The organism is Motiliproteus sp. MSK22-1, from assembly GCF_001968815.1.
Classification (GTDB): Bacteria; Pseudomonadota; Gammaproteobacteria; order Pseudomonadales; family Balneatricaceae; genus Motiliproteus.
Genome location: NZ_MIEQ01000061.1, coordinates 300,675 through 314,298, shown reverse-complemented (window position 1 = coordinate 314,298; position 13,624 = coordinate 300,675). Strand labels below are relative to the sequence as shown.

General features: G+C 46.0%; 7 protein-coding genes. 3 read left to right on the top strand and 4 right to left on the bottom strand.

The features are described 5' to 3' along the window. Window positions 1–298: 298 nt before the first annotated feature. Complete coding sequence (cysC, locus tag BGP75_RS18810; protein WP_083704919.1) at window positions 299–949, bottom strand: adenylyl-sulfate kinase; 651 nt, start codon at window positions 947–949, stop codon at window positions 299–301. Between the two features lie 237 nt (window positions 950–1,186). On the opposite strand from cysC, the gene BGP75_RS18805 reads away from it, so the two are divergent. Beyond that, entirely contained in the window at window positions 1,187–2,515 is a 1,329-nt protein-coding gene (locus tag BGP75_RS18805) for a trypsin-like peptidase domain-containing protein (RefSeq protein WP_233152977.1), read from the top strand. A gap of 100 nt (window positions 2,516–2,615) precedes the next feature. Here the strand turns inward: BGP75_RS18805 and BGP75_RS18800 are convergent, their stop codons facing one another. Genes BGP75_RS18800 through BGP75_RS18790 form a run of 3 tightly spaced genes read right to left on the bottom strand, consistent with a single transcriptional unit; the run spans window position 2,616 to window position 8,776 of the window. Further along, complete coding sequence (locus BGP75_RS18800; RefSeq protein ID WP_076720398.1) at window positions 2,616–3,536, bottom strand: diguanylate cyclase; 921 nt, start codon at window positions 3,534–3,536, stop codon at window positions 2,616–2,618. After that, window positions 3,533–7,780, bottom strand: coding sequence for a PAS domain S-box protein (locus BGP75_RS18795; RefSeq protein ID WP_076720397.1), 4,248 nt, complete (start codon window positions 7,778–7,780; stop codon window positions 3,533–3,535). Before BGP75_RS18795 ends, BGP75_RS18800 begins: the two co-directional genes overlap by 4 nt. A 42-nt stretch (window positions 7,781–7,822) precedes the next feature. Further along, window positions 7,823–8,776, bottom strand: coding sequence for an ABC transporter substrate-binding protein (locus BGP75_RS18790; protein ID WP_076720396.1), 954 nt, complete (start codon window positions 8,774–8,776; stop codon window positions 7,823–7,825). Window positions 8,777–9,079: 303 nt separating this feature from the next. Here BGP75_RS18790 and BGP75_RS18785 point away from each other — a divergent pair, with 303 nt between their 5' ends. Together BGP75_RS18785 and BGP75_RS18780 are read left to right on the top strand one after the other, a co-directional pair. After that, window positions 9,080–11,653 carry an EAL domain-containing protein gene (locus BGP75_RS18785; RefSeq protein ID WP_083704917.1) on the top strand — a complete coding sequence of 858 codons (2,574 nt, stop codon included), beginning with the start codon at window positions 9,080–9,082 and terminating at the stop codon, window positions 11,651–11,653. Between the two features lie 555 nt (window positions 11,654–12,208). Next, complete coding sequence (locus tag BGP75_RS18780) at window positions 12,209–13,303, top strand: ABC transporter ATP-binding protein (RefSeq protein ID WP_076720394.1); 1,095 nt, start codon at window positions 12,209–12,211, stop codon at window positions 13,301–13,303. Window positions 13,304–13,624: the final 321 nt, after the last annotated feature.

The window sequence follows — 13,624 nt, the reverse complement described above, 5'->3', positions numbered from 1 at the left end:
CCGGAGCCCAGGACTCGGTGGTGGATTTATGGGTCACCGCCACCACCGCCACCCGTGAGTATCACGACCGCTTCCTGGCTGCGGGGGATGAACTGACCTTGCTGGGCGTGACCGACAGCAGCGGCGCTCAGGCTACAGAGTTGGCGATCATATAAAGTCAATAACAGGGGACAGGGCTTTGGCCTTGTCCCTCTGGCCTGGCGTTGATACCTGACGTTGATGCCTGGCTTGCAGGCTGCTTTCGAGGGAAGTGCCTAAGCGGCAGCAGGGTTGATTTTCAGGGGCTGTAACAGGTGAGTTACAAGATTCTCCTGCGCTTTTTTAATAGCTGGACGACTGTCTCGGCTGCTTGATCAGCAGGCATTTCAAGAGTTTTAATCGTGCATTCGGGATTGACCGGTACTTCATAGGGGGAGTCTATACCAGTAAAGTTTTTTAATTCACCGCATCTGGCTTTTTTATATAAACCTTTTACGTCTCTTTGCTCTGCCACTTCGAGAGGTGTATCAACAAAGACTTCAATGAATTCTTCTGCTTCCATCAGCTCTCTTGAAAACTGCCTTTGGCTGAGAAATGGAGATATTGCTGCTGTAATCACAATAAGGCCTGCATCAGCCATCAGTTTACTGACTTCTGCAATCCGCCGAATATTTTCATTACGGTCATTATCTGTGAAGCCAAGATCGCAATTCAGACCTTGTCGTATATTGTCACCATCCAGCAGGTAGGTGTGGTATCCCAATGAATGAAGTCTTTTCTCGACTCGGTTTGCAATCGTTGATTTTCCGGCACCAGAGAGTCCGGTTAACCAAATGACGCTGGGTTTTTGTTTTTTTATATCAGAACGAGCATTCTTATTCACAGCAGTGTGCCGAATGGTGCCGTTATCGTCATGGCTTGCGACTAAATTGCCATTGGTTTTGTCTACATAAGCCATGCGCTTTGTCATGTGATCAGTCACTATACGTATACTCGTATTTACTCTGGATGAATGACTATATCCTAATTCCGACTGATCTTTTATATATCGCTTATATTCACCTTGACCGAAAAAAAGAGTATTGATGTTTATTTTACTTCTAGACCTCGGAACGCTAATCAAGTATGAGTGACTAATAATCAGTATTTTTAAATGATCATTAGATCTTGACTGGTTATGTTTCCATTTCAAATGCTAGGAAGCACTATGAATTTTATCCGCATGCGTTTATTTAACAAGTTATTACAGACAGTATCATTATTTGTATTATCTGGAGCATTATCTCTATCACCGAGTGGTGCCCTGGCTGCATTGCCGGTTGTGGATTCTCAGGGTGTGCCATTACCGAGTTTGGCGCCGTTGATTGATCGTGTGGCTCCGGCGGTGGTGAATATTAATACTTTTAAAAGTCAACGTTCTACAGATAACTCGCCATCAACGCGATCCAACAGTGCAGGGTCGGGTGTGATTGTTGATGCGAAACAGGGGCTTATTCTGAGCAATCATCATGTGATTGCCGGAGCTGATGATATCCGGGTTTCTTTGATCGACGGTCGGACATTCAAAGCTTTCCTGGTCGGGAGTGATCCAGGAGCTGATCTGGCATTGCTGAAAATTGAAGCAGACAAACTGACAGGGCTGCTTTTGGTGGATTCTGATCAGCTACGTGTCGGAGATTTTGTAGTGGCAATCGGAAATCCTTTTGGCCTGGGTCAAACGGTGACCAGTGGTATTGTCAGTGGATTGGGCCGTACGGGGCTGGGGATCGAAAACTATGAGAATTTTATCCAGACAGATGCTTCGATCAATCCAGGTAATTCGGGTGGTGCGTTGATTAACCTTAAGGGCGAACTGGTTGGAATTAATACGGCTATCGTGGCACCAACAGGCAGCAGTGTTGGAATTGGTTTTGCCATTCCCAGCAATATGGCGAAAACCATCAGTATGCATCTGGCCAGAAATGGTGAGGTGAGTCGTGGAACGCTAGGTGTTTCTATTCAGGATTTGACCCCAGCTCTGATTAAAGCCTTTAAGGTGCCAGCGGGTCGTAGTGGTGTGGTGGTGACCAGTGTGGCCCCTAAATCAGCGGCGGCAAAGGCGGGAGTGATTTCTGGCGATATCATCACGGCTATAAACGGCCGAGGTATCAGCAGTGTTGCAAATCTGCGTTCCCGGCTGGGAGTGCTGACTCTTAATAAGGAGTTGCAAATTGCTTATCTGCGTAATGGTAACGAACGTCAAGCCACGGCCGTGATTGCTGTTGTTAAACCTGAACCTGTTGAAGAAATAGAAACGGGACTGCAGTTTGCCGGTGCCGTGCTTAAAGCCTCAGGAGATAAGCCCGGCGTTCAGGTCGAGAGTGTTGTCAAGGAAAGCTCAATTGATAAAGTTGGAATTCAAAAAGGTGATGTGATTCTTTCTGTTAATCAGAATATGGTAAATTCACTTGATGATTTTTCCAGGTTTGTAAAAAAGGATAATAATCTTTTGCTGGTTCAGCGTGGTATGGGAATTCTCTATTTGGTTCTGGAATAGTTCACCTGCGTAAGTTCTGTCGCAGATGAGTAAAAATGAAAAGACGGCTGCCGCTGCAACCTGCCTTTTCATCTTTTTGCCTTTTCAGCTTTTTGTCTTTTCAGATCTGGCTATTAGTTAACTGCTCGTAAATCCGGACACAATTACGACCGCTTTGTTTTGCAGAATACAGGGCGGCGTCTGCTTCGGCCAACAGGGTCGTCAGATTTTTTTCTTGTTGAAAATAGGTCAAACCTGTACTTGTTGTGACTGGGATAGTTTGTCCTTGATAGATAAAGGGTTGGTCTACAATGTTAGATCGGATGCGTTCAAACAGCTCTATTGCGTCCCGTGCTCCTGTATTTGATGAAATTATAAACTCTTCCCCGCCATAACGACCAAAATGGTCATAGGGCCTGATGCTGTTCTCCACCCGGCGGCAAAACTCGCAAAGTACTTCATCCCCCGCCAGGTGGCCAAACTGATCATTGATCTGTTTGAAGTGATCCAGATCCAACATGCCTATGGTGAGCACTTGTCCGGTTCGGCTGGCTCTTTCTATATCTTCTTCAATTGCATTGATAATGGCTCCTCGATTATAAATTCCCAGCATTGAATCATGAGTTGCCTGATGAATCAGTTGTGTTTTTGTCGCGTTCAATTCTTCTTGTAGCGCAAGCATTCGTCTACCGACCTGAAGCCTGGCTTTTAATTCGGCATTGTCGAAGGGTTTGACAACGTAATCGTTAGCGCCACTTTCCAGGCCCTCGACGAGGTCATGGGTTTCACGTTGAGCCGTCAGTAGAATGATGTAAGGAGGATCACTGGTTTCTTGCTGTCGGATCGCTTTGCATAGCTCAATACCGTCCATTATTGGCATTTTCCAATCCAAAATCAGCAGGCGTGGAGCTTCGGGATCCTGTAATGCTTTCCAGGCAGCACCTCCATCTTCAACAGTAACAGGATCATAGCCCCACTTGTTAGTGACTGCTCTAAGCATATACAGGGACGTTACATCGTCTTCAGCAATTAGAATCTTCAATTTATCAGCTCCTCCATGGCGTTTCTTAACCGAGATTGCTGGGCTTTCACCTGATCCAAAAGATCGCAGGCTTGAGATAGCTCCCCTGTCTTGGCCGCTTGTTCCAGTTCATCGGCTACTGCACTGAGGGCTATTCCCCCGACGTTTGAAGAAGATCCCTTTATCTTGTGGGCCTGATCAATAATGTTTGCTGGATCTCCCGCTGAAATATAGGATTCCAGATCACTTATTTGCTGTGGTAGATCACCGAGATAGGAATTGATTACTTCTCTGAACAGATCATCATCATTCATCAGTCGGTTGCGTAGCTGTTGATGGTCAAAAACGACAAGGGCATCATCACTTGCCTCGATTTCCATGTTCTCAATTGTTTGCGTCAGTGATAGCCAGCGCTCAAAGGAGTCTGATAGTTCCTGTGGCCTGATCGGTTTGGTCAGGTAGTCGTCCATACCGGCATTAAGGCACTTATCACGATCTCCCTGCATTGCGTGGGCGGTCATTGCGATAATTGGAATCTTGTGATTAAGCACACCGGACGTTGGATCACGGATAACTGCAGTTGTTTGATAGCCATCTAAAACTGGCATCTGAATATCCATTAAGACCAGGTCATAGAGGTTGTCAGATAACAGCTTTATGGCCTCCTGGCCATTGTTTGCCACTTCTATTCGATAACCTAACTTACCAGCGATACTTTTTGCCACCAGCTGATTCGTCAGATTGTCTTCGACCAGCAGTATTCTCTCGTTGTTGCCCCTCTTTTGCATAATTTGATCTATCGTTTCAGGGGATTCAGTTTCTGTATCTTCACCAAAATATACCGTTGCCAAAGTATCGTAGAGATCAGATTGACGGACGGGTTTAGCTAAAAAGGCGGAAAACCCGGAAGAAGTAGTCTGCTTTGCATCGCCTCGCCTTGCCGATGAGCTTAGCAGGATGAGTTTGGTCGTATTCAAGGTTTTATCGGCTGAAATTATCTGACTAAGCTCTTCACCATCCATTTGTGGCATTAGCATGTCCAGAATTGCCAGCGGATAGGGAACTCCTTCAGCGTAAGCCTGTCGCATGCAGGCGAGTGCTTCCGCTCCACTGCTGGCGGAGGTGACCTTGATACCCTGGGCCCTCAGTTGCCCTGACAGGACTTCCAGATTAGTTAAATTGTCATCGACAATCAGTACCGATAACCCAGCCAGCTTATGTAATACTGATCTTGTCGGGAGTGCTTTACCCACGCCCATATTGATAGTGAACCAGAACTCAGAACCAACCCCAACCGTGCTGCTGACCCCAAATTCCCCCCCCATCAGCTCTGTCAGCTGTTTGCAGATGGCCAGTCCCAGTCCAGTCCCACCATGGCGTCGAGTGGTTGATCCGTCTTGCTGCTCAAATCGATCAAATAAACGCTGGTGATCTTCTTTGGGTATTCCTTGCCCGGTATCTCTTACCTGGAATCGAACCTGAGCTTTCCCTTCCGAGATGAAATCCAACTGGGTCGATAACTCAATCTCACCAGATTCGGTAAATTTGATTGCATTTCCCAGCAGATTGAGGAGGATTTGCCGAAGTCGACCGGGGTCCCCTCTTAATCTGTCGGGTACTTCAGGCTGTATCGAATAGATAAACTCCAGATCTTTTTCCTGTGCTCTTATGGCCATCAGGGATGCCAGCTCATCAAGCATTAAACCAAGACTGAAGTCTATTTCTTCAAGATCCAGTTTCCCCGCTTCTATTTTGGAAAAATCAAGAATGTCATTTATCAGCGTCAGTAATGCTTCCGCACTGACATGAACCGTTTCTGCATAATGGCGCTGCTCGCGGTCAAGTTTGGTATCAATCAATAGTCCCGTCATTCCAATAACGCCGTTCAACGGGGTTCGGATTTCATGGCTCATATTGGCCAGGAAGTCGCTTTTCGCCTGACTGGCCGCATCGGCTTCTTCCTTGGCAAGAATCAGGGCTTTTTCGGCTTCTTTGATTGGCGTCAGGTCTCTCCATATGCAGTGCAATACTTCCTTGCCTTGAATGGATATCGGTGTCAGGGCCAAGGATACGTCTACCGGGAGAAGTTCTCCGTCTGTTTTCTGATAGACAAGCTCAAATCGGCTCGCCCCCCTTTCCAAAGCGGTGACTATCATTTCTTTTAGTTTGATCTTACTTTGTTGTCCGTCTGGCTGAATCTGAGGACAGAGTGCCGCCGGAGGAGTACTCAGTAACAGCTCTTGGCTTTCAAAGCCGAGCAGGGCAGCAGCAGCGCTATTGCAATTAATGAATTTCTCTTCATCAATCAGTAGCATTGCATCGTCGGAAGCATGAAATAATTCCATGAATTGGCGTTCGCTTTTTTGCTGCGCTTCTTCATAGTGTTTACGTTGAGTGATATCAAGGTGGGTTCCAATCATTCGGACAGGACTGCCATCAGTATCCCTTTCGACAACTTGCCCGGTATCCAGTACCCATACCCAATAGCCGAGTTTGTGTTTCATCCGAGCTTCACAAACGTAGCTTGATGTTTTGCCGCTGAAGTGCTCTTCAAGAAGTTGTGCTGAAACTTTCAGATCGTCCGGGTGGGCGAGCACTTCCCAGGTTTTTATGCTGATGGGAGCCAGTTCTTCCAGAGTGTATCCGGTTATTTCAGCCCAACGGTTATTAAATATCACAGTGCCGTCGGGGATATTCCAGTCCCAAATACCCACTCCTGTACTGTGAATTACCTGCTCAAGCCGCTCTTTTGTTTCTTTGATCGCTTTTTCAGAATTTAATCGTTCAGTGACGTCTATGATACTGGCCAGCACTTTCATTCCATGAGTGCTTGGCAATGGGCTCAAGCCTATTTCAACAGCAATAACGGAACCATCTTTTCTAATGCCACGAAGCTCTGTATTTCCACCCATGGCCCTGCGGCTGGGGGCATTGAAATAGCTTTTCATCTTGTCGACGTGATCTGATTTGGCGTAAGCCGGGAGTAACTGATCCACCGTCTGGCCTTGTAACTCTTCCCGCGAATAGCCAAATTGGTTTTCGATCGCGGCATTAAGCATCTCTATAGTGCCGCTACTATTGACCAATAACAGACCGTTGGGTGTTGATTCCAGCACGAGCTTTAACCAGTTTTCAGCCTGCTTGCGCTCACTGACCTCAGTATCCAGGTGAGCTATTGAAGTCGTGGTATTCTCCAGGTTACCGGCCATTGTGTTAATGGCCTTTGCCAATGAACCTATTTCATCATTGCCAAGGTCGGCTATTCGATAATCCAATTCGCCTGCGCCGATAATGTCAGAGCTTTTGTGCAGCAGGTCTATTCTCTTCAACAGAAGATGACGTAGCAGAAAAAACAGGATAACAGCCAGTAAAAATCCGCTAATGATTGCGGCAATGATTATTTTTTGTGAGAGCTGGTTTAATGGAAGAAAGACTTCTTCTCGATCGCTGATAATAACGATGTCAATAATCTTTTCGCCAAACGATAAAGATTTGGTTCGCCACAATATATTCTGTGTCGGTTGAAATAGTTTGCCAGGGTCAAACTCTCCAGAAGAAGCAGCGCTCTGCTTGCTGTGACTGGCTAGAATCCGAGCGTTGGAATCAACTAACAGAGCTGTGGATATTGGATTTCCACTGGATGAAAGTTCTTCTACCGCGTTGGTCAGTTCTGTTGACTGAGAATCCTGCCAGTCGAAGGACACGATGACCCAGCCAATTGTTTTTCCCTTTCTTCTGATCGGTGCTGTAAACCATTGAGTTAAATTACGTTCAAGACCTATGATTGGAAGGAATGGGTCGACTCCTGGAGTACCGATGCCGACATGACTTTGCTGCGGTTCTTTTAGCATCGGATTGTTGCGTAGATCCTCAAGCAGCAGCTGTTCGCTATGAATTTTTTTGTGGTTCCCGTCCAGAGTACTTGCTGCAAAAACGCTGCCATCGGGGGACGCAACCATGACATAATTAATAAAAGGATAGATACTTGGAACATCATTCAGGATTTGGTTTATTCCGCGACTTTCAAGCAAATAAAGTGCTTTTGCGATCGACCGGTTTTTAGCGACAATCTGAGTGATTTTCTCCAAGTCGGCACTTTTGGCCTGAATCATGGACGCGCCAAGTTCTACGTTACCATCCAGCTGATGTGATACTGCTTCCAGTGTATTCCTTGAAACCTGGGTTAGTGCAAAATAGCCCATTCCCCCGATGATCAGGGAGACGCAGAGGAGCCCGGTCAAAACGACTTTAGGTATCAGTTTCATTAGGAGCCACGCTGGTGTGGGGGAGCTGAAAAAGCGATCCTGTCATTGGGTCCACTGTACCTGGTTTGCCGTTTTTGTCGAGATTTGGATGCCCAGCTTATCCAGGCTTTGTCGGTTAACCAGGTAAATGGGAGGATCCTGTAACTCCGTTTCAAGCTTTGCAGGTGGGATATTTTCGATCAGAATTTGTGCCGCCTTATCACCCGCCATTTTCCCAAGGGTATAGAAATCGACAACGGGCCCGAAGGTAGAGCCCTGCTCAATCCCCGACTTGTTGGCGCTTAGAATAGGAATTTTGCTGGCCATGGATATGTCAATAAGCACACTTTCACCACCGCCCTGCATCAGGGTGTCAGAGGTGGCCATAAACAAGTCAGTATGCCCCACAAGTTCTTGAGCCATATCCCGAACCTGTTGCAGATTCTCCGGTTCACGATCAATCGCCTTGATTCCGGCGCGTTTTAACAGCCGAATCATATTGGCGGTTTGGACCTTGGAGTTTGGCTCACCTTTACGGTGAAAAATAGCAACAGTTGATATATTTGGCAGTAATAGTTGTGCGACAGAAAGGTAATGGCTTGTCGGAACATAGTTGCTAGTGCCAACCAGATTGTTCCCCGAATATTCGAATGATTCGATCAGTCCTGAGTCGGCAGGGTAGGTTACGATTGAAAAAACAATAGGGGTTTGCGGAGGAATGACCTCCTTGACGATAGCTGTCCCCGATGTGGTCAGTGAGTATACGAGATCAGCCTTTGCTTTTTTAAACTGTTCTGCAACGGTTCGTTGCAGATTCTTGTCGATCCCTTTTTTTCCGTACAAAAACTGAACATTTTTTCCCTCTGTCAGCCCTGCGGCTGACAATCCTTCTTTAAACCCCTTAACGCTTTCCGGGTAACCTGATCCCACCGCTAATCCTATTTTGTAAGACTCTTCTGCCCGGCTTTCCCTGCTTAGTAGCAGCGTCAAACAGAAAATAACCCAAGGCCATTTCATTGTTATGATCCTGTATCGTTGAATTGCTTGACTGTTCTTTTTGAATCACTGTATTTGCTAAAAATTATAAAAATCACGGAGTTAGTGGAGTATAGACGATCAATTTCTGAGAATTCCGTATATTTCAGGTTTTTGCCGGAAATTGTTAACAAGCGGGTCTTAGCGTCAGCGTCAATGGGAGCAAGCTGCTGGACTTGTTCATAGGTTCTTTAGCTAAAAAGACTACATATCGGTCTATAGTTAAGTTGCTGAACGTGCATTACGCCTACCTGTCACATCCAGCCTTGAGCGTACGTTTTTACTATGAAGCACAGCGTAACCTACTCAATCCTGAAACAAATGTGTGCCCTTTTTCTGGTGGCGCTGATAGGGATAGGTGGATTCTGGATTCACGCGGAATTTGATGCGCAGGATAAGGCCAATAAAAAGTTTGTGGAAAGCTATCTGGAGAGTCAGAAGTCCCGCTTGAGGGAAGAAGTGGTTCGTGTCCGAGATTATCTGCTGCGGGAAAAAGAGAAAGCTGAAGCCTTGTTAAAGGCACAGCTGAAACGTCGGACGGAAGAGGCTCATGGGATTGCCACTGGCATATACCAGAAAAATAAGGACCGTCTGACGAATCAGCAGATTAGTGAGCTGATTCTGGAGGCGCTCCGTCATCAGCGTTTTAATCAGGGGCGGGGTTACTACTTTATTAACAGCCTTGATGGCAGGACTGTTTTGTATCCGCTAAAGCCGGAAAATGAAGGGAAGTATCCGCAGGAAGTTTTTGGCCCTAATGGGATTAAGATCGTTGCGGACCTTGTGGACCTCGCTGAAACCGAAGGGAAAGGATTTATCAATTATCGTTGGTACCAGCCTGGTGATGTCAGCCGTCTGTATAAAAAATATAGTTATATCAATACCTTTAAACCCTTAGGCTGGTTTATTGGAACCGGTGATTATCTGGAACCTTTTGAGGAAAATTTACAGCAGGAAATATTCAAGGATATCGCTGAGATTAGCTACGGTTCGGATGGAGAAGGCTACTTTTTTATCAACTCCTATCTGGGTGATCTGTTTGTAACGAATGGTAAATATTATGGCGGTAGCCGAAATATCTGGGATGCGGAAGATGTGCGCGGGAAAAAGGTCGTTCAGGAGAATGCGCGTCTTGCACAAGAAAACCCCGGAGGTGGGTTCAATCGATATGTATGGCTAAAACCCAATGGCACCGAGGCGGAAAAACTGGCTTTTGTTCTTGGAATGGATGAATGGGATATTTTTATCGGAACAGGAACCTATCTAGATACGATTGAACAGGAAATAGACTCCAACAGAGAACGCTTGGCGCAGCAGCTTAGAGCTCGAATATCGGGGGCTCTGGTGTTAATTGTAATCGCGTTGGTTGCGATCTCGTTCGCAATCTTTCTGATCGGCCGTAAGCTTGCACTCAACTTCCGTTTATTCCAGAGGGCATTTAACCATTCTGTTGACCATCGGGTACCGATTGATGAAAGCGCTGTTTTTTTCAACGAGTTCAAGTCCTTGGCACGCGGAGCAAATGATATGGTGGTCGGGTTGAATAACCAGGCGGAAGAGCTTCGTCAAAGGGCTTTCTATGATCACTTGACCGCATTGCCTAATCGACTTCATGGAGCCAGTCACCTTGAAGAGATGATTCAGCTCGCTCACCAGCAAAAGGCAAAACTGGCTTTGCTATTTATTGACCTGGATAACTTTAAAGAAATTAATGACACCTTAGGTCACTCTGCCGGTGATGAAGTGCTCTGTGTTGTTTCTGATCGACTCATTGCCGCTGTTCGTCAGGACGACAAGGTCGCTCGTCTCGGTGGGGACGAGTTTACCATTACAACCGGGGTGCTGCATAAACGACAGGCTGCTGAAAGAATTGCGCAGAAAGTGCTCAGTGTTTTTGAGAAACCGATAAAACTGGGACATAACGAAGTCTATGTCTATGCAAGTATCGGAATCAGTTTATATCCGGAAGATGGTCTTGATACAGAAATTCTGTTGCGTAATGCCGATTCGGCGATGTATGAAATAAAAGGAAAAGGAAAAAACGGATATTGCTTTTATGTTCCATCAATGACTGAAGCGGTAACCAGTCGGGTTGCATTGGGAGAAGCCTTAAGGGAAGCCATCGAAAAACAGCAATTTGTACTTTATTACCAACCACAGATTGATGTGGCAACCGGTGTCGTTATCGGGGCTGAAGCCCTATTGCGCTGGCAACATCCTGAGCAAGGGGTCGTCTGTCCAGGGCAGTTTATTTCTTATGCTGAATCCAGTGGGCAGATTGAACAAATTGGAGCCTGGGTATTGCGAGAAGCCTGTGAACGTATTGCAGCATGGAAAGATCAAGGAGTGTCTTTAAAAAAGTTGGCAGTTAATGTCTCAGGTATTCAAATTCATCGGCGTTCACTGGGAAAATTTGTGCCCGGATTGCTTCGTGAAACGGGGTGTGACCCCAGGGTATTGGAACTGGAGTTGACAGAAAGTGTATTGATGGAAGAGCCGGAGATGTCTGTCAAGGAACTGAAACAGTTACAGGAAATGGGCGTTAGCATTGCAATAGATGACTTTGGAACCGGTTATTCTTCTTTAAGTTATTTAAAGCAGCTGCATGTGGATAAACTTAAGATTGATCGTTCTTTTGTTTCTGAATTGCATCTGAATGACAGTGATCGTGCCATTATTCGTGCTGTTATTGCCTTGGGGCGCAGTCTGGGACTTACTGTTGTTGCGGAAGGCGTGGAAAATGAAGAGCAGTTGGCATTTTTGAAGGCTGAAGGCTGTTGTCAGGCTCAAGGGTATTGCTTGAGTAAGCCGCTTCCTGAAAAAGACTTTCTAAGGTTTCTGACCAAACACAGACACTGAAGCCACAGTTTATTTTGTTTTTTGTCTGTCTACAGGCAAATATCCTGTTATTAGTTTAATAACAGTCCTATATCCTATATGTATTCAACTATGCTGTTGGCTGAGCCTGGGATGGCATAAAAAAGAGGCTGTAAATACGGGCAAAGATGAGTTTTTGATAGAATTCTTTCTATCCAGCAGCGACGGTCTGATGCCTATATGCGTCATGTTAGAAATCGGTTGTCCCAAAGCGACATGTTTTTCGGTTTAATGAATGCCGTCTCCTTCAGTTAGCAGGCGTAATCGCGAAGCTTTTATTTGGCCCAGCAAATGGCCCGCGCTGATAGAGTCGCCAATGTCTGTATATAAACCAAAAAGATAGGAGACTATTGATACAGATAAAGAACGGCAGATAAAAGATATTGCTGGCAAGCTACATCCTTTTTATGGGGGGCGACATTTTTCATCAGCTAATCACTGGACATCAATACCCAGTTCATGTTTTTAATATATTAGAAAACAAGAATAATAAGAATGCCAAATAAAGAGAATAATAAGTAAAGAGGCAGACACTCAATGGGCAGTAATGCGGACCAGTTCGTACGATTTGTCAATGTACAGAAAAGTTATGACGGCCAGATTTTGGTTGTTAAAAATTTCAATGTAGATGTTGCTACCGGTGAGTTTCTCACCATGCTGGGGCCTTCAGGTTCCGGAAAAACCACCTGCTTGATGATGCTGGCAGGTTTTGAGTCCTCCACCCACGGCGAGATCATTCTGGATGGTCAGTCGATTAACAATGTCGCCCCCCATAAGCGGGATATCGGCATGGTCTTTCAGAATTACGCTCTTTTTCCTCATATGACCGTTGCTGAGAATCTTGCATTCCCGCTTCAGGTTCGTCGAGTACCTAAATCAGAGATTGGCACTAAGGTAAAACGGGCACTGGAAATGGTTCGTCTGGGCGATTTTGGTAATCGTCGTCCGGCACAGCTTTCCGGAGGTCAGCAGCAAAGGGTGGCGGTTGCTCGTGCCCTGGTCTTTGAGCCAAAACTGGTGCTGATGGATGAGCCTCTCGGCGCACTGGATAAAAATCTGCGCGAAGAGATGCAGTACGAAATCAAGCATATTCATGAAGATCTGGGTGTGACTATGGTTTATGTGACTCATGATCAGTCTGAAGCCTTGACAATGTCTAACAGAATAGCCGTCTTTGAGGATGGGATTGTGCAGCAGTTGGCAGCGCCCGAGGTACTTTACGAAAAACCGGATAATGCGTTTGTTGCTGGTTTTATCGGTGAGAACAATCGACTGATGGGTGAAGTCAAAGCAATAGACGGTGATATCTGCTCAGTTGAACTGGAAGGGGGCGGAGGCGTTATTGAGGCGCTGAAGGTTAACGTGGGGGCTGTTGGTGACCGTACCACGCTTTCTTTACGGCCTGAGCGGGTTGAAGTGAACCCTCCCAGCGGCAAGTTCCCTAATCGTTGTGGGGCCAAGGTTGAAGAGCTTATCTATCTTGGAGACCATATTCGTGCCCGGGCAACGGTATCCGGTAATTCTGATTTCATAATTAAAGTGCCTAATGCCTTTGGGCACACACACCTTAAGCGGGGTGAGACGGTCGATTTGGGTTGGGCGGCTGATGACTGTCGTGCACTTGATGCCTGATCGAAAGCAGTGTTTAGAAGAACTTTGGCGACAGCCGCCGTTCAGATGTATTTAACCCGAACGACTAAACCAGAAGTAAAGCACCAGAGTAATACAATTGAAATAGCAGTACCAGTACCGCTGGCAGTACTAAGGGTGCAAAAACACCTGTATAAAACCAGCGATATAAAAACCGATGTAAAAAGAAGTAACACAAGGAAGTAAGAAAGTGATAATGGGTTAGATCTGATTGCAGGTTAGAACTAATACCCGCTAACACTCGTAATAGCTTGGAACTAGTCACTACTAAATGTAGGACAGCATCTGATAGTTACTGAAGCA